This is a genomic window from Mycobacterium sp. SMC-2 (assembly GCF_025263485.1).
In the GTDB taxonomy this organism is placed as follows: Bacteria; Actinomycetota; Actinomycetes; order Mycobacteriales; family Mycobacteriaceae; genus Mycobacterium.
This window is the reverse complement of record NZ_CP079863.1, coordinates 4358637-4375324: the sequence shown is the minus strand read 5'-3', so window position 1 is coordinate 4375324 and position 16688 is coordinate 4358637. Positions and strand designations below refer to the sequence as shown.

The window sequence follows — 16688 nt, the reverse complement described above, 5'->3', positions numbered from 1 at the left end:
CCGGCGACGATGCAGACGGCGTAGCCGTGTGAGGTGGGGGTACCGCCCGCTTGCGGGGGCGAGCCGGGCCATTAAGCCGATGCTGGAGCGGCCCGCCGGGCGTTGTCGCCGCGCGGATGCACCACCTGCGGCCACCAGAACCAGCGGCCCAGCAGCGTCGCGATGGACGGCATCAGCAGCGTGCGCACGATCAGGGTGTCGAGCAACAGACCGATGCACACCGTCGAGCCGAACTGCCCCAGCACGCGCAGGTCGCTGCCGAGCATCGAGGCCATGGTGAAGGCGAACACCAGCCCCGCCGCCGTCACCACTCCACCGGTGCCGGCCATCGACCGGATGATCCCCGTCTTCAGCCCGGCATGGATCTCTTCTTTGAACCGCGAGACCAGCAGCAGGTTGTAGTCGGATCCGACGGCCAGCAGGATGATCACCGACAGCGCCATCACGATCCAGTGGATCTTGATGCCGAACAGGTCCTGCCAAATGAGCACGGACAACCCGAATGACGCCGCGATGGAGCTGGCCGCGGTGCCGACGATCACCAGAGCCGCGACGACGCTGCGGGTCAGAAGCAGCATGATCATGAAGATCAGCGTCAGGGCCGAAACGACCGCGATCATCAGGTCGTACTTCTCGCCGTCGGCCATGTCCCGGAACGTCGCCGCGGTGCCGCCGAGGTAGACCCGGGCGTCCGACAGCGACGATTGCTTCAGCCCCTCCTGCGCAGCGCTGCGTTCGGCGTCGACCCGCGAAATGCCTTCCGGCGTCATCGGGTCGCCCTGGTGGGTGATGAAGAACCGCGCCGACTTGCCGTCCGGCGACAAGAACATCCGCAGGCCGGTCTGGAAGTCCGGGTTGTCGAAGGCCTCCGGCGGCAGGTAGAAGAAGTCGTCATTCTTCGATGCGTCGAAGCTCTGTCCCATCACGATCGCGGTGTTGCTCATCGCCTCCATCTGGTCGATCATCGCCTTGAACGTCTGGTACAGCGTCAGCGTGATGCCCCTGGTGGTCTTCAGCGTCGCGATCAGCGTGGGAAACAGCGCGGTCAGGTCGTGGGTGGCTTTGGCGGTGTGCTCGATATCGGCTGTCAGATAGTGGAATTGCTCGGCGAGCTGGTCGAACCCGTCGAAAGTGTCGAAGAGCGACCGCAACCCGATACACACGGGAATGTCGTAGCAGTGCCTCTCCCAATAGAAGATGCTGCGTATCGGCCGGAAGGTGTCGTCGAAATCCGCGATGTGGTCGCGCAGGGTATCGGTGATCTGCGACGTCACCGCCGTCGTTCGTGCGCTGTCGTCCGCGGCGTTGGCCAGGTCAAGCGACACCTCGTACTGGCGCTGCGTGGTTTCGATCTGGGTCTGCAGGTCGTCGGCCATCCTCAGGATGTCGGCGATGCGCTCCTTGAGGAAGCCCATGTTCTGCATCGTGGTCTGACTTTGGATGCTGTTCTGAAACGGTATGGAGCTGTGCTGAATCGGAATGCCCAGCGGCCTGGTGATGTCCTGCACCATGGCGATGCCCAGCGTGCGCATCTCGTTCTTGGCCACCCGGTCCAGAACCAGCATGTCGGCCGGGTTTCGCATGTCATGGTCGGACTCGACCATCAACATGTCGGGATTCATCCGGGCCTGCGAGAAATGGCGGTCGGCGGCCGCCTGCCCGAGATTGGACGGGGCCGAGGTCGGCAGGTAGTAGCGGTCGTTATAGCTCGTCTTGTAGCTCGGCAGGGCGACCATGCCGATCAGCACGATGGCGGCGCTCACGGCCAACACCGGTGCGGGCCAGCGCACCACTGCCGTGCCCACCCGCCGCCACAGCCGCCCGCGCTTGGCCGCCCGTTTGGACTCGAAGAAGTGAAATCGACTGCCCACGAAGACAACCGCGGGGCCCAGCGTGAGCCCGGCCAGCACCACGACCAGCATGCCGATCGCCACGGGTGCGCCCATGGTGTTGAACCACGGCAACCGCGTGAAACTCAGGCAGTAGGTCGCCCCGGCGATGGTCAGCCCTGACCCCAGCACAACGGGGGCCACCCCTTTGAAAGTCGTGTAGTACGCGGTTTCTCGATCCTCGCCCGCGCGCAACGCTTCTTGATAACGTCCGACGAGGAAGATGCCGTAGTCGGTGCCGGCCGCGATCGCCAGCATCGTGAGGATGTTGGCGGCGAAGGTGGTGAGCCCGAATGCGTTGTGGTACGCGAGAACCGCGACGACGCCACGCGAACAGAGCAAGGCGACGAAGGTCATGAACAGCTGGACCAGCGTGGTCACGATGGACCGGTAGACCAGCAGCAACATGATCGCGATGGCACCCAAGGTGAACAGCGTGATCTTGGCCAGGCTGGCGTTACCGATGATGTGCATATCGTCGGACAGCGCGGCGGGACCGGTGACGTAGGCCTTCACGCCCGGGGGTGCCTTGTTCTCGTCGATCACCTTGCGCACGGCGTCCACGGACTCATTGGCTTGCGTGGTGCCTTGGTTGCCGGCCAGGTTGATCATGACGTAGGCGCCCTTGGCGTCGGCGCTCTGCGCGCCCGCGGCCGTCAGCCGGTCGCCCCAGAAGTCCTGGATGTGCTGGATGTGCTTGGGATCCTTGCGGAGGTCCCGAATCAGTTTGTCGTAGTACTGGTGCGCCTCGGGGCCGAGGGGCTGCTGGCCCTCCAGGACGATCATCACCGTGCTGTTGGAGTCGAACTCGTGGAAGTTGTGGCCCAGGCGCATCATCGCCTTCATCGACGGAGCGTCCAGCGGTGTCATCGGCGCCGAATGCTGCTCGCCGACCACTTCCAGGGTGGGGACGATGACGTTGACCAGGACCGTGACGAGCACCCAGCCCACGATGATCGGCACCGCGAAGATGCGGATCGCATGGGGCAGGTACGGCCGGTGGCCGCGCTCGGTCTTTGCTTGAGCCGGTGTCGTGATCGGACTGGTGTCGGCGGTGTCCACGTCACCCGGCCTGTTCGCGTCGCTCATGCCGACTTCACCAAGCAGAAGGTCTGCGCGTTGTGGCCGTCGGAGTTGCGTTGCTCGCGGACGACACCGTCGACGGTGATCTTGCAGCTGATCTGACCGCTGTCGCTTTGCGCCATGATGTTGGCGCTCACCGACGGCAGGGTGGTCGAGATGGTGGTCGACCACGGCAGCGGTGCGCCGTTGACCTGATGGGTGTTGGCGTTCTCGTCCCAGTAGTTGATGTTGGCGGTGGCCCCGGGCGGCCCCGTGATGTCGTAGACGACGACCTTCGGATTGAACTGAACGATTTCGATCCCCTTGCCGGCGTTCGCGTTGAGATCCTGTGAGCCGAAAATCTTGTGGAGCCGCGACACGATCAAGGCCGAAAAGGCCAGGACCACCACCAAAACCAGCGGTATCCACGCCCGTCGGAGCACACGGCTGACGGCGCCGGAACGTGGACTTGAGTCTGGACTAGCCACCACCTGACCGCCTTCCGCTTACCGCCACCCCGGCGCTGAAGCCAAGCTACCTACCTCGCCGACGACCTCGATGTCTTTCGACCATTTGCTCAGCTAAGCACTCTAAACCTTAGTGCACGTGAGCGTTCCTCCGGGGGCCTCCGGCGTGGTGAACGGCATATGCCGTGGGGGGCTTAGCGCGCCACCCGGCCGGTCACCGGTGGTAGGTCGGCGAGCGTCACGATCCCGGGCTCGGCGGCGACGACGGCCGGGACAGCGTTGGTAACCGGCATCGCCGTGTAGATCATTCCCAATCCCATGAACCCGGGCTCGGTCCAATCCTTCGGCGGCAGGCAATGCAGGACGGTCCGCATGTTGGGCAGCCCGAACACCTGGATGACGTGGCCGTGCTCCAACGGCTTGGGCGGCATCACGTGACTGCCCATGGTCCAGTTGAAGCCGACGCTGACCACGTTGCGGTCGCCTTCCCAGCCGCGGTGGTAGCCGTAGACGCCGCCCACCGTTCCCGCGGGGATCTTCATGAAGCCCAGGTCGGAATCACCGGTGGCCGCGGTGAACGTCACGTCGAACGTCATCCGGTCCAGCTTCGCCCCGATCGCGTCGGCCATCATGGCGGCCGATTCGGCGAAGACCTCGCTTTCACGCCGGACGCTTTCCGCCAGGCCTGGAGTGTCCGGATCCTGCGAGAAGCCCATCGCCTTTTGGGTTTCCGCCGATTCGTAAGTCGAGCAGTCCACCGACTCGGTGATGCGTATCTCGTCGACGCGTTCGCAGGCGCCGCTGAGGACCATGCCGACCATGTTGGTCATGCCCGGGTGCGCCCCGCTGCCGAAGATCGTCGAACCGCCTCGTTTGCAGGCGTCCGCGATGCGCTCGCGGTCCTCGGGTGTCTGCTTGCCCCCGGTGATCCAAGCCGCGCTGGAGCACACGTTGACACCCGATTCCAGCAACCGCACCAGCTCATCGATGTTGGGCCACAACGGGTTATAGCAACACGCGTCGGCGCCCAGGGCGAGCAGCGCATCGATGTCATTCGTCGCCCGCACGCCGGTCGGTTCCGGCCAGCCGGCCAGTTCGGCGGCATCGACCCCGACCTTGTCCGCCCCGTGCGCGTACACCCCGACCAGCTCCATGTCCGGCCTGCCGATGATGGCGTGCAGCGAACGTCGCCCGATGTTGCCGGTGGTCCACTGGATCACCCGCAGCGGACGGTCTGTCGGGGATTTGCTCATCGCGTGCTCCTTTGGCGGTGCGTTCAAGTCATTATGCGAAGCGGGTCTGGTGCCGTTGAACCCGAGTCGGGAATCGGCGGCGCGAACCGGAGGCGCGCCGGGCCAAAGCCGCTCTTCCGCTGGGACTAACTGCTTCGCGCAATTGGCGCTCAGTACGCCCCAGTGACGAACCTCCGCCCTGCAGGAGCAGTGATTGTCAGCAAAGTGAGTTCCAGGGGTGCGCTCTGTTCGCACCTTCGCACTATTTGAACATCGCCCTCTGTTCGCCTAATGGATCGCCTGTGCGCTCACGGAAGATACTAGCCACAGTTCTGTTTGCAAGTTTCGAGGTTGCTGTGGGCATCTCGAAGGCATTGCTGGGTGGTCCAGTAGTCGTGCTCGGGGTAGTAGCAAAGTTGCACCCTTCGCCGCCAATCACTCCTGCAATAATCCAGACACGCTCCCGAGGCCTTCGACTCAGGACCCCCGGGTGCGACCGACTCGCCGCAACCGCCTGTGAAGTCATGCATTCCAAAGACGGCTCCGGCGGCGAATACAAGGGCCAAGAGCGATACCAGCGCAACGGCCGCGGCGACTTTGAACAGATTCATGCCGAGCCCCTTTCGCGCGACCGTGCTATTGCTATTCGCCGATTCCGATGTGACCACGCTTAGTAGAATCGCTGCGCCCACCCAGGGAGGCGTAGAGCCATTTGTCACACAGCCATAAAGCACTTCTGCCTGCAATGTCGTTTAGACGACGTTTCGTCATCGGCTTCTTTGATGCCGACTGGACTCGCTACGCGATCAGACTTGGCGGGCGTTGCGCCCGTTTCACGCGCTGATATCGAAGCCCGCAACGACCTTGGTGGGGCGCAGCCGCACCACGACCTCGCCGGGCACTGCATTGCGGCGGCCGAATTCTTCGGCGCGGTTGGCGCCCATGTACCGCCCGCCGGTCCGGGTGGCGATGTCCAACACGTCGGCCGGGTCATCGCCGACGGCGGCAACGCCCTGCACCTGAACGAACGAATACGGCGGATGGGGATCATCGACGCAGATCACCGCTCGCGGATCACGAGCCAGGGCACGGCCTTTCGACGTGTGACGGCCGGTCGTGAAAGCCAGCTGGTCGCCATCGACCACGAACCACACCGGCGCGACCAGCGGCCGGCCGTCGGCGGCGACGTACCCCAGCATCCCGGTGCGGGTGCCGGCTGAGAGGAACTCCACGACCCTCTCGGATAGCCCCGGCGGCTGGGCCATCGGCTACAGCCGGGCCAAATCGTAGTCGCCGATGTGGTCGATCAAATTGTGCAGGTGGTCACCGGACGTGCCCAGGGTGTGCTCGATAGCGGTGAGCCGGGCCGCATAGTGTGCCACCGGATATTCCGCGGTCACGCCGATACCGCCGTGCATCTGGACCGATTCCTGCGCGATGTGCCGGCCCGAGCGGCCGATCTGCAGCTTGGCCCGCGAGGCGATCACCGGGTCGAGGTTGCCGTCGGCGATCGACATCGACGCGTACAGGCTCATGCTGCGGGCCAGCTCCAGCGAGACGTACATGTCGGCCGCCCGCTGGGTGAGTGCCTGAAATTTGTTGAGCGTGACGCCGAACTGCTTGCGGGTCTTGAGATATTCGGTGGTCAGGCGCAGCGCTTCCTCCATCGCCCCGAGCGCTTCGGAGCACAGCCCCGCCTGGATGCGGATGACGGCGTCGCGGATGGCCTGCGACGCGTCGACCGCCTCGCCCAAGGGTTCGGCCGGTGTGGCGTCCAAGTCGACCTGCGCACCGCGTTGTCCGTCGAAGGTCCGGTACGGGTGACGGGTGATGGCGCCCGCGTCGACCAGGAACAGGCCGGTGCCCCCGTCCGGCAGGGCGGCGCTGACCACCAGGGTGTCGGCGCAGTCACCGGCAAGCACCGGGTTCTTGCGACCGCTCAAGGTCCACGAATCGCCTTGCCGCGCAGCGGTTGTGCCCACGTCGACGGATGGTGTGCGGCGGCCCGGTTCGAGGTGGGCGAACGCCAGCAACCGCCGCCCGCCCGCGACGTCGTCGAGCAGCTGCTTCTGCTCCTGGCTGCCCAGCTCGGCGATTAGCGCGCCGGGGCCGAGCGCGGCGTGCAGGACCGGTTCCGGGGCGAGCCGGCGCCCGATCTCGGTGAGCACCACCGCGATCTCGATCTGCCCCGACTCGTCGGGGTCGAAACCGAGACCGAGTATCCCGGTGTCGGCAAGCTGACTCCACACCTCACGGCTCCAGCCGAGGTCGGAACCGATGATCTTGTTGCGGCTTTCCGGGTCGTAGGTGCGCGACAGCAAGTCGCGGGTGGTGTCGCGGAGCAGTACCTGCTCGTCGCTCAACTGAAAGTCCATGGCTGCCTCACAATCCCAGAATGGTGGACGCGATGATGTTGCGCTGCACTTCGCTGCTGCCGCCGTAGATCGACGTCTTGCGGTAGTTGAGGTAGTGCGGCGCGCTGTGTTGCGCCCAGGCCGGGGACGCGATGCCATCCCCGTCGGCGGGCAGCGCATCCGGCCCGGCCACCTCGACGAGCAGTTCGGTGGCCACCTGTTGCAGCTGGCTGCCGCGCAGCTTGAGCACCGACGACGCGGGGTTGGGCTGCCCGTTCGCGGAGTCCGTGACCACCCGCGACTGCGTGAGTTCCAGTGCCAACAACTCGTTTTCGGCCTCGGCCAGCCGCGCCGCGAACAGGGGATCGTCGAGCACCCCGGCGGCCGCCGCGTGCTTCTTCACCTCGGCGAGGCGCACTTTGGTCCGGCCTACCCCGGCGATGCCGGTGCGTTCGTTGCCCAGCAGGAACTTCGCGTACGTCCAGCCCTTGTTCTCTTCTCCGACAAGCTGATTGGCGGGCACCCGGACGTCTTCGAAGAACACCTCGTTGATTTCGTGGCCGCCGTCGATCGTCTTGATGGGCCGCAGCGTGATGCCCGGTGTCTTCATGTCGAACAGCAGAAACGAGATGCCGGCCTGCCGCTTGGGGGCCTGCGGGTCGGTGCGCACCAGACAGAAGATCCAGTCCGCATACTGGCCCAGCGTGGTCCAGGTCTTCTGGCCGTTGACGACGTAGCTGTCGCCGTCCCGGACCGCGGTGGTGCGCAGCGAGGCCAGGTCCGAACCGGCCTCCGGCTCGGAGAACCCTTGACACCACCAGATGTCGAGGCTGGCCGTCGGCGGCAGGAAGCGTTGTTTGAGCTCCTCCGAACCGAACTCGGCGATCACCGGGCCCACCATCTTGGTGTTGAAGTTCAGCGGCTCCGGGACGCACGCCAGCTGCATCTCGTCGGCCCAGATTTGGTGCTGGGTCGGCGTCCAGTCCTTGCCGCCCCACTCGACCGGCCAGTTCGGCACCGCCAGACCGTGCTCGTGCAGGATCTTGTGGCTGGTGACGATGTCGTCGCGGTTCACTTCCGCGGCGCCCCGGCGCACCCGCTCGCGCATCTCTTCCGGGATTTTGGTGGTGTAGATGGCGCGGAGTTCGTCGCGGAACGCGGCCTCCTCCGGTGTGAGCGCCAGTTGCACGGCGACCTCCTGTCGTCTGGGGGTGAAAGTGGCCACCAGCGACGGGTGGATGCCCGGTCCTGGCGATGCGTTCGTGGTTCCATATTGACCCATCGCGCACAGCGGTTGTGCACAGCCTCGGTTTAGTCCACAGTCGCCGGTCGCGGCACCGGGAAGCGGGGCCGATCGGGCGGTTCACGCACCTACCGTGGGCGCATGCGAACAGAACTTCCCGCCGAGCGCCTGCAGCGGCGACTCGGTGCCGAACCGGACGCGGAGTACGACGGCGCGGGGTCGATGCCATCAGGGGAGGCGGCAGACGAGGACCCGAATTCGCTGCTGCCGCGATGGTTGCCCGACGCGTCCGCGGATCGGGGCTGGATGGCGAAGCTACGTGCCGACCCCGGGCGTGCCGGTGCCGTCGGCCTGGCGATCGTGGCCGCGCTGGCCGTGCTGGTCACGGTGTTCACCCTGCTACGCGACCGCCCGGCGCCGGTGATGTCGGCCAAGCTGCCGCCAGTGGAGAAGGCGTCCACGACGAGCCCCAAGTCGTCGGCGAGCCCCGACCGGCCCGTGGTGGTGAGCGTGGTGGGCCTGGTGCACAGCCCCGGTCTGGTCACCCTGGCGCCCGGCGCGCGCATCGCCGACGCGTTGCAGGCCGCGGGAGGTGCGGTGAGCGGGGCGGACACCGTCGGGCTGAACATGGCGCGCCCGCTCGGCGATGGTGAGCAGATCGTCGTCGGGCTTGCTCCCGCCCCCGGGCAGCCGACGGCTCTGGGAAGTTCGGTGGCGTCCGGTTCGACGCCGACGTCGAAGCCGCCGCCGCGCCCAGGAACGGGGTCCGTCAAGCCCAAGGCGGGCGGGGTGCTCGACCTCAATACCGCGACCGCGGAGGAGTTGGACGCCCTGCCCGGCGTCGGACCCATCACGGCCGCTGCGATCGTCGCCTGGCGGCAGGCCAACGGCAAATTCACCAGCGTCGACCAGCTCGCCGATGTCGACGGCATCGGCCCGGCGCGCCTGGAGAAGCTGCGCGCCCTGGTCCGGGTCTGACGCCGGTGCACCATCCCGGCCTCGAATCGGGCGGCGCGACGCGCCTCGATGCGCGGCTGGTGCCGGCCGCGCTTACCTGCTGGGTGGTGACCGCCGCCGGCATCTGGTGGGCGATCGGCCGGGCGGTGGCGGCGTGCTGTGTGCTGTTGGTCGCCGCCTCGGGGCTGGCGTGGCGCGCCGCCTGCCGGCGGGACGAGACCGGGCGACTGCGGGGCGTCGCCGCCGGCTTGGTCGCGGTCGGTGTCACCGGCGCGGGGTTCGGGTTCGCGGTCGCGCTGCGCGCCGAAGCGGTTGACCGCCACCCGATCACCGCAGCGTTCGGCGCTGCCGGCCCGGTGACCGTCACCCCGACCGAGAGCCCGGTGCCGTTGGGTCGCGGCCGGCTCATGTTTCGCGCCACGCTGCAGCGCCTGCGCGACGCGCAGACGTCGGGCCGGGTGGTCGTTTTCGCGCGCGCCGCGGACTTCGAATCGCCAGCCGACGTCCTGATGGTGGGCCGCCCGGTGCGGTTCACCGCGCGGATCAGCCGTCCGACCCGCCGCGACCTGACCGTCGCGGTGCTCAACGCGTCGGGCCGCCCGGTCGCGGGCACCGCGGGCGCCGTGCAGCGGGCGGCCCACGCGCTGCGCGGTCGATTCGCCGCCGCCGTTCGGGACACGTTGCCCGCCGAGCAGGCGGCGATGCTGCCCGCCCTGGTCCTCGGTGACACCTCGGCGGTCACTGCCGAGACCGAGCGCGACTTTCGCGCGGCGGGAATGACGCACCTAATGGCGGTGTCGGGCGCCAACGTGACCATCGTCTGCGCCGCCGTCCTGTTCTCGGCGCGCCTGCTCGGCCCGCGGGCGGCCGTCGTCCTCGCCGCGCTGACGCTCGTAGCGTTCGTCGTCGTCGTGCAACCGACGGCGAGCGTGTTGCGGGCGGCCGTGATGGGCGTCATCGCACTGGCGGGGATGCTGTCTTCGCGTCGGCGCCAAGCCATTCCGGCGCTCTGCGGCACGGTGCTGGGATTGCTGGCGGTGGCGCCGCAGCTGGCCGTCGACGTGGGCTTCGCGCTGTCGGTGGTCGCGACGGCCGCCCTGGTCGTCATCGCGCCGGCGTGGTCGCGGCGCCTGGTCGGGAGAGGCTGCCCGAAACCGCTGGCCGACGCGCTCGCGGTCGCCGTGGCCGCGCACGTGGTGACCGCCCCGCTGGTGGCCGGTATCTCCGGGCGAGTCAGCCTGGTGGCGGTGGCCGCCAACCTCGCTGCGGCACCGGTGATAGCGCCGATCACCGTTCTGGGCAGCGCCGCAGCGGTGCTGAGCGTGGCGTGGCCGCCCGGCGCGCAGATCTTGATCCGGTTCACCGGCCCCGAACTGTGGTGGGTGGTGCGGGTGGCGCAGTGGTCGGCCGGGGCCCCCGCGGCGACGGTGCCGGTTCCGTCCGGCGTGCCAGGGGTGCTGCTGGTCGCCGCGGTGACCGTGGTGATCGTCGTCATGGCCGCGCGGCGGCGCGGCCGGCGCTGGATTGGGGCCGCGGTCGGCTTGGGTGCGCTTTGCGCGCTGGCTTGGTGGTTGTCCACGCTGCTGGATCCCCGGGCGGCGTGGTCGGTGCGTCGTGACACCATCGTGGGGTGAGCGAGGATTCGCCGTTGCACCTGGTCCTGGGAGACGAGGAGCTGCTGGTCGAGCGGGCGGTGGCAGACGTGCTGCGGTCGGCGCGTCGGCGGGCCGGCTCCCAAAACGAGGCCGACGTTCCGGTCAGCCGCATGCGGGCGGGCGATGTCAGCACCTACGAGCTCGCCGAACTGCTGAGCCCGTCGCTATTCGGTGACGAGCGCATCGTCGTGCTCGAGGCCGCCGGCGAAGCGGGCAAGGAGGCCGCCGCGGTCATCGCCTCGGCCGCGGCCGACGTTCCCCTGGGCACCACGCTGGTGGTGGTGCACTCCGGTGGTGGTCGGGCCAAGGCGCTGGCCACCGAGCTGCAGTCACTCGGGGCCAACGTGCATCCGTGCGCGCGGATCACCAAGGCCAGCGAGCGAATCGACTTCGTCCGCAAGGAGTTTCGCGCGCTGCGCGTCAAGGTCGATGAGGACACCGTGACCGCGATGCTGGACGCGGTCGGCTCCGACGTGCGGGAGCTGGCGGCCGCCTGTTCGCAGTTGGTCGCCGACACCGGCGGGCTCGTCGACGCCGCGGCGGTCCGCCGCTACCACAGCGGCAAAGCCGAGGTGAAGGGGTTCGACATCGCGGACAAGGCGGTGGTCGGCGACGTCGCGGGGGCCGCCGAGGCGCTGCGGTGGGCGATGATGCGCGGCGAGCCGTTGGTGGTGTTGGCCGACGCGCTGGCCGAAGCCGTCCACACGATCGGCCGGGTCGGGCCGTTGTCAGGCGATCCCTACCGGCTGGCGTCGCAGTTGGGCATGCCGCCCTGGCGGGTCCAGAAGGCCCAGAAGCAGGCGCGGTATTGGTCGCGCGACAGTGTGGCGGCCGCGATGAAGGTGGTGGCGACGCTCAACGCCAACGTCAAAGGGGCCGTGGCCGACGCGGACTACGCGCTGGAATCGGCGGTCAGGAAGGTGGCCGAGCTGGCCGCCCACCGGAATCGGTGAGCGGGCGGGCGGGGCTCAGAGCTTGTTGAGGGCTCGCGCCAGGGCCGACTTCTTGTTGGCGGCCTGATTCTTGTGGATCACGCCCTTGCTGGCCGCTTTGTCCAGCTTGCGGTTGGTCGATGCAAGCAACTCCGTGGCCTTCTCTTTGTCGCCGGCGTGGGCCGCCTCGCGGAACGCCCGGACGGCGGTGCGAAGCGAAGACTTCACCGACTTGTTGCGCAGGCGAGCGCGCTCATTGGTGCGATTGCGCTTCTGCTGCGACTTGATGTTGGCCACGCTTCTAGTTCCTTCTTCGATTCGACGTTTGTTTTTCGGCGCCGGATACCACCACAGCGACTGCCCAGGTTATCAGTCGGTTACGTTTTCTCCCAAAACGGGAACCCGTGGCCTGCCATAACGCCAATTTGAGGCAGCATCTGACAAGTGAGCCTTCCGAGCCAGCTTGAGGGAACCGGGTGGGGGTTACGCGCTGCGCGCGCCGAGCGCATTTTCGGGGGATACAACGCGTCGTCGGACATCTATTCCATGGCCTTTGACGAGATGTTCGACGCCCAGGGCGTCGTGCGGGGGCCCTACAAGGGCATCTACGCCGAGCTTGCGCCGTCGGACGCCTCGGAACTCAAGGCCCGCGCCGAGGCGCTGGGCCGCGCGTTCATCGACCAGGGCATCACGTTCTCGCTCTCGGGTCAGGAGCGGCCCTTTCCGCTCGACCTGGTTCCCCGGGTGATCTCGGCCGCCGAGTGGAGCCGGTTGGAGCGCGGCATCATCCAGCGCGTCAAGGCCCTTGAGATGTATCTCGACGACATCTACGGCGACCAGGAGATCCTGAACGACGACATCATCCCGCGCCGCCTGGTCACTTCCTGCGAGCATTTCCACCGCCAGGCGGTGGGCATCGTCCCGCCCAACGGCGTGCGCATCCACGTCGCCGGCATCGACCTGATCCGCGACGAGAAGGGCAACTTTCGCGTTCTCGAGGACAACCTGCGCTCGCCGTCGGGGGTGTCTTATGTCATGGAGAACCGGCGGACCATGGCGCGGGTCTTTCCGAATCTGTTCGCCACCCACCGGGTGCGTGCGGTCGACGACTACGCGTCGCACCTGCTGCGCGCCCTGCGCAATTCCGCGGCCACCAACGAAGCCGATCCGACGGTGGTGGTGCTGACGCCCGGGGTATACAACTCGGCGTACTTCGAGCACTCACTGCTGGCCCGTCAGATGGGCGTCGAACTGGTCGAGGGGCGCGACCTGTTCTGCCGGGACAACCAGGTGTACATGCGCACCACCGAAGGGGAGGTGCAGGTCGACGTCATCTACCGTCGCATCGACGACGCCTTCCTGGACCCGCTGCAATTCCGCGCCGACTCCGTGCTGGGCGTGCCCGGCCTGGTCAACGCCGCGCGCGCCGGGAACGTCGTCATCTCCAGCGCCATCGGCAACGGTGTGGGTGACGACAAGCTCGTCTACACGTATGTGCCGACGATGATCGAGTACTACCTGGGGGAGAAGCCACTGCTGGCTAACGTCGAGACCTACCGGTGTTGGCTCGACGACGAACGCGAAGAGGTGCTGGACCGGATCGACGAGTTGGTCCTCAAGCCGGTCGAGGGGTCCGGGGGTTACGGCATCGTGTTCGGGCCGGAAGCGTGCGAGAAAGATCTGGCCGCCGTCGCCAAGAAGATTCGTGACGATCCGCGCAGCTGGATTGCCCAGCCGATGATGGAACTGTCCACCGTGCCGACGCGGGTCGGCGACACGCTCGCGCCCCGATACGTCGACCTGCGGCCGTTCGCGGTCAACGACGGCGACGACGTGTGGGTGCTGCCCGGCGGGCTTACCCGGGTCGCCCTGGTCGAGGGCTCGCGAGTGGTCAACTCCAGTCAGGGCGGTGGCTCGAAGGACACGTGGGTGCTGGCGCCCCGCGCGTCACGTGGCGACCGGGAACTCGGCGCGGCGGAAGTCGTGCGCTCGTTGCCGGAGTCGATGCCCGACCCGATGCTGGACGGCGCGCCGCGACTGCCGCAAACGCAGGCGCAACCCACGGAATCGCCCCAGGAACAGCAACAGCAACGGACGATGCGCTGATGCTCGCCCGTAACGCAGAGGCGTTATTTTGGATCGGTCGCTATGTCGAGCGCGCGGACGACACCGCGCGCATTCTCGACGTGACGCTGCACCAACTGCTCGAGGATTCCAGTGTCGACCCGGACCAGGCGTCCCGGGTGCTGCTGCGGGTGCTCGGAATCGATCCCCCGAGCCACGACCTCGACGTCTGGTCGTTGACCGACCTGGTGGCCTTCAGCACCAACGCTTCTGGCGGTTGTTCGATCGTCGACGCCATCACGGCGGCGCGGGAGAACGCCAACTCTGCGCGGGAAGTGACGTCCAGCGAGATCTGGGAGTGCCTCAACGGCACCTACCATGCCCTGGCCGAACGCGAGCGTGCCGCCAAACGCCTTGGGCCCCACGAATTCCTGGCCTACATCGAGGGACGGGCCGCGATGTTCGCCGGCCTGGCGGACTCGACGCTGTCCCGCGACGACGGGTACCGCTTCATGGTGCTGGGCCGGGCGATCGAGCGGGTCGACATGACTGTGCGGCTGTTGCTTTCGCGGGTGGGGGACAGCGCGTCGTCCCCGGCATGGGTGACGCTGCTGCGCTCGGCGGGCGCGCACGACACCTACCTGCGCACCTACCGCGGCGTGCTGGATGCCGGCCGGGTGGTCGAGTTCATGCTGCTCGACCGGCTGTTTCCCCGGTCGGTGTTCTATTCGCTGCGGTTGGCCGAACACAACCTCGACGAACTGCTGCACAATCGGCAGAGCCGGATCGGGGCCACCGGGGAGGCGCAGCGGCTGCTCGGGCAGGCGCGCAGCGAACTGGAATTCGTGCAACCCGGCGTGCTGCTGGAGTCCCTGGAGATCCGCTTGGCGGGGCTGCAGCGAACCTGTCGCGATGTCGGAGAAGCGTTGTCGCTGCAGTACTTCCACGTCACCCCGTGGGTGGCATGGTCGGATGCCGGAAACCACGCCCCCGTGGTCAAAAGGCAGGGGGACGCCTGATGTGGCGCCTGCGGGTGGTGCACACCACCGGGTACGCGTACCAGTCGGCGGTGACCGCGTCCTATAACGAGGCCCGGCTGACCCCGCGGTCGGACGCCAGGCAGAACGTCATCCTCAATCGCGTCGAAACGATCCCCGCAACCAGGTCCTATCGCTACATCGACTATTGGGGCACTGCCGTAACGGCATTCGACCTGCACGCGCCGCACACCGATCTCACGGTGACGTCGTCTTCGGTGGTCGAAACCGATCCGCCGGAACCGCGGGCGGCCGGCGTCGGCTGGGGTGACCTGCGGTCGGAGGCCGTGATCGACCGGTTCGACGAGTTGCTTCGCCCCACCGGGCACACCCCGGCGAGCAAAAAGGTGGCGTCCGTGGCGAAAAAGATCGCCAAGTCGCACCAGCCCGCCGACGTCGTCGTCGCCGCGGCCCACTGGGTGCGCGGCGAGGTGGAATATCTCCCCGGGACCACCAGCGTGGCTTCGTCGGGCCTGGATGCGTTGAACCAGGGCAAGGGCGTCTGCCAGGACTTCGTGCATCTGTCGCTGATGTTGTTGCGCGCCATGGGGATTCCCGCGCTCTACGTGTCGGGTTACCTGCATCCCAAGCGGCACGCCGTCGTCGGGGACACGGTCGACGGGCGCAGTCACGCCTGGGTTCAGGCGTGGACGGGCGGGTGGTGGAGCTACGACCCGACGAACGAAACCGAGATCTCCGAGCAATACGTCAGTGTGGGCGCCGGCCGCGACTACACCGACGTCCCTCCCCTGAAGGGCATCTACTCCGGTCAGGGTGCGACCGATCTCGACGTGGTCGTGGAGGTCACCCGGCTGGCTTAGCCGTGGAGCCTGCGCGGGCATAGCGTTCATGCCATGAACGACGCTGCGCCCCGCGGTGGCTCCCCGGTTGACGGCGGTGTGATCTGGCCGGGGCGCTGCTGCCTTTGCGGGCGACGACGTTCGGGAACGAGCTAGGGCGCGTCGATCTCGACGCGATGCAGGTCGTCGCCGAGCTCGATCCGCCCGCCGAACTGCGAAGCGGCCAGCGCGCGCCATTGTTCTTCCTGGCCCGGCACCAGCGCCGGCACGTAGTGCGTCATGACGAGGGTGCCGACCCCCGCGCGGGCGGCGGTTGCCGCCGCTTCTTCGACTGACGAGTGGTAGTCGCAGATGTCCTGCAGCCGCTGTTGCGGGATGTTGCCGACGATGTCCTTTCGGATCACGGTGTGCACCAACGCACCGGCGCCGGCCGCCAGCTCGTCGAGGCCGGGGCAGGGCACGGTGTCCCCGGCGAGCACCACCGAGGCGGTCCCGTAGTCGATGCGGAACCCGATGGTCGGCGCTACCGGCCGGTGATCGGTTGGCGCCACGCGGATCGACACGCCGTCGCGGTCCCACACCGCCCCCTCGGTGCATTCGTGGACCTCGACCGCCGGTGGGGCGTTCAGGTCGGCGTGATGCGCGATCCGGTACTCGATGTCGTGGCGAAACGCGTGCAGCGTCGCCTGGACCGTCTCCGCGGTCCCGGGCGGCCCGATGATCGGCAGCGGCGCGGGGTCCGGTGCGAAGGTGCTGATCCAGCGGGTGATGAGGAGATCGCCGAGGTCTCCGATGTGGTCGCTGTGCAGGTGGGTGATCAGCAGTGCCGACAACCCGGCGGCGCCCACGCCCACCGCCGCCGCGCGCTGCAGCACGCCGCGGCCGCAATCCGCCAAAAACACCTGTCCGCCGGCGCGCACCAGAGTCGACGGCCCGGCCCGGTTCGGGTCGGGGATCGGGCTTCCGGTTCCGAGGAGCGTGATCTCGATCATGGCC

The 16688-nt window shown here is 67.6% G+C and carries 14 protein-coding genes; 6 read left to right on the top strand and 8 right to left on the bottom strand.

The window, feature by feature from the left end:
* Positions 1–71: 71 nt before the first annotated feature.
* The 6 genes from KXD96_RS20470 to KXD96_RS20445 all read right to left on the bottom strand — a co-directional run bounded on the left by KXD96_RS20470 (position 72) and on the right by KXD96_RS20445 (position 8193).
* The gene (locus KXD96_RS20470) at positions 72–2978 is read right to left on the bottom strand and encodes an RND family transporter (RefSeq protein WP_260739294.1); all 2907 of its coding nucleotides are present in this window, start codon (positions 2976–2978) and stop codon (positions 72–74) included.
* Positions 2975–3442: an MmpS family protein gene (locus KXD96_RS20465; RefSeq protein ID WP_260739292.1), complete on the bottom strand. Its 468-nt coding sequence runs from the start codon at positions 3440–3442 to the stop codon at positions 2975–2977. The genes KXD96_RS20470 and KXD96_RS20465 overlap by 4 nt, the downstream gene beginning before the upstream one ends.
* Before the next feature lie 170 nt (positions 3443–3612).
* Entirely contained in the window at positions 3613–4671 is a 1059-nt protein-coding gene (locus KXD96_RS20460) for a dihydrodipicolinate reductase (protein ID WP_260739290.1), read from the bottom strand.
* A gap of 812 nt (positions 4672–5483) precedes the next feature.
* The gene (locus tag KXD96_RS20455; RefSeq protein WP_260739287.1) at positions 5484–5915 is read right to left on the bottom strand and encodes a PPOX class F420-dependent oxidoreductase; all 432 of its coding nucleotides are present in this window, start codon (positions 5913–5915) and stop codon (positions 5484–5486) included.
* Positions 5916–5918: 3 nt separating this feature from the next.
* Positions 5919–7025, bottom strand: coding sequence for an acyl-CoA dehydrogenase family protein (locus tag KXD96_RS20450; protein ID WP_260739286.1), 1107 nt, complete (start codon positions 7023–7025; stop codon positions 5919–5921).
* A 7-nt stretch (positions 7026–7032) separates the two neighbouring features.
* A complete protein-coding gene (locus KXD96_RS20445; RefSeq protein ID WP_260745472.1) occupies positions 7033–8193 on the bottom strand; it encodes an acyl-CoA dehydrogenase family protein in 1161 nt (386 codons plus the stop codon).
* A 195-nt stretch (positions 8194–8388) separates the two neighbouring features.
* On the opposite strand from KXD96_RS20445, the gene KXD96_RS20440 reads away from it, so the two are divergent.
* From KXD96_RS20440 to holA, 3 genes are read left to right on the top strand one after another with little or no spacing between them, the layout of a single operon-like run.
* The gene (locus tag KXD96_RS20440) at positions 8389–9225 is read left to right on the top strand and encodes a ComEA family DNA-binding protein (RefSeq protein WP_260739283.1); all 837 of its coding nucleotides are present in this window, start codon (positions 8389–8391) and stop codon (positions 9223–9225) included.
* A 5-nt stretch (positions 9226–9230) separates the two neighbouring features.
* Positions 9231–10838: a ComEC/Rec2 family competence protein gene (locus tag KXD96_RS20435; protein ID WP_260739280.1), complete on the top strand. Its 1608-nt coding sequence runs from the start codon at positions 9231–9233 to the stop codon at positions 10836–10838.
* 14 nt (positions 10839–10852) lie between these two features.
* Positions 10853–11812, top strand: a complete 960-nt coding sequence (gene holA, locus KXD96_RS20430; protein WP_260745471.1) for a DNA polymerase III subunit delta — start codon at positions 10853–10855, stop codon at positions 11810–11812.
* Positions 11813–11827: 15 nt separating this feature from the next.
* Here the strand turns inward: holA and rpsT are convergent, their stop codons facing one another.
* Positions 11828–12088, bottom strand: coding sequence for a 30S ribosomal protein S20 (gene rpsT, locus KXD96_RS20425; RefSeq protein ID WP_260739279.1), 261 nt, complete (start codon positions 12086–12088; stop codon positions 11828–11830).
* A 147-nt stretch (positions 12089–12235) separates the two neighbouring features.
* On the opposite strand from rpsT, the gene KXD96_RS20420 reads away from it, so the two are divergent.
* From KXD96_RS20420 to KXD96_RS20410, 3 genes are read left to right on the top strand one after another with little or no spacing between them, the layout of a single operon-like run.
* Complete coding sequence (locus KXD96_RS20420; RefSeq protein ID WP_260739264.1) at positions 12236–13897, top strand: circularly permuted type 2 ATP-grasp protein; 1662 nt, start codon at positions 12236–12238, stop codon at positions 13895–13897.
* Positions 13897–14874 carry an alpha-E domain-containing protein gene (locus KXD96_RS20415; RefSeq protein WP_260739262.1) on the top strand — a complete coding sequence of 326 codons (978 nt, stop codon included), beginning with the start codon at positions 13897–13899 and terminating at the stop codon, positions 14872–14874. Before KXD96_RS20420 ends, KXD96_RS20415 begins: the two co-directional genes overlap by 1 nt.
* Complete coding sequence (locus tag KXD96_RS20410; RefSeq protein ID WP_260739260.1) at positions 14874–15713, top strand: transglutaminase family protein; 840 nt, start codon at positions 14874–14876, stop codon at positions 15711–15713. Before KXD96_RS20415 ends, KXD96_RS20410 begins: the two co-directional genes overlap by 1 nt.
* 131 nt (positions 15714–15844) lie before the next feature.
* Here KXD96_RS20410 and KXD96_RS20405 read toward each other — a convergent pair whose 3' ends face one another.
* Complete coding sequence (locus KXD96_RS20405) at positions 15845–16684, bottom strand: ribonuclease Z (protein WP_260739258.1); 840 nt, start codon at positions 16682–16684, stop codon at positions 15845–15847.
* Positions 16685–16688: the final 4 nt, after the last annotated feature.

What these genes read in the sequence shown, in the direction of transcription:
- KXD96_RS20455 (WP_260739287.1), bottom strand. Translation starts at nt 5,915, where the DNA reads ATGGCCCAGCCGCCGGGGCTATCCGAGAGGGTCGTGGAGTTCCTCTCA.
- KXD96_RS20415 (WP_260739262.1), top strand. Translation starts at nt 13,897, where the DNA reads ATGCTCGCCCGTAACGCAGAGGCGTTATTTTGGATCGGTCGCTATGTC.
- KXD96_RS20440 (WP_260739283.1), top strand. Translation starts at nt 8,389, where the DNA reads ATGCGAACAGAACTTCCCGCCGAGCGCCTGCAGCGGCGACTCGGTGCC.
- KXD96_RS20410 (WP_260739260.1), top strand. Translation starts at nt 14,874, where the DNA reads ATGTGGCGCCTGCGGGTGGTGCACACCACCGGGTACGCGTACCAGTCG.
- KXD96_RS20405 (WP_260739258.1), bottom strand. Translation starts at nt 16,684, where the DNA reads ATGATCGAGATCACGCTCCTCGGAACCGGAAGCCCGATCCCCGACCCG.
- KXD96_RS20470 (WP_260739294.1), bottom strand. Translation starts at nt 2,978, where the DNA reads ATGAGCGACGCGAACAGGCCGGGTGACGTGGACACCGCCGACACCAGT.
- KXD96_RS20460 (WP_260739290.1), bottom strand. Translation starts at nt 4,671, where the DNA reads ATGAGCAAATCCCCGACAGACCGTCCGCTGCGGGTGATCCAGTGGACC.
- KXD96_RS20450 (WP_260739286.1), bottom strand. Translation starts at nt 7,025, where the DNA reads ATGGACTTTCAGTTGAGCGACGAGCAGGTACTGCTCCGCGACACCACC.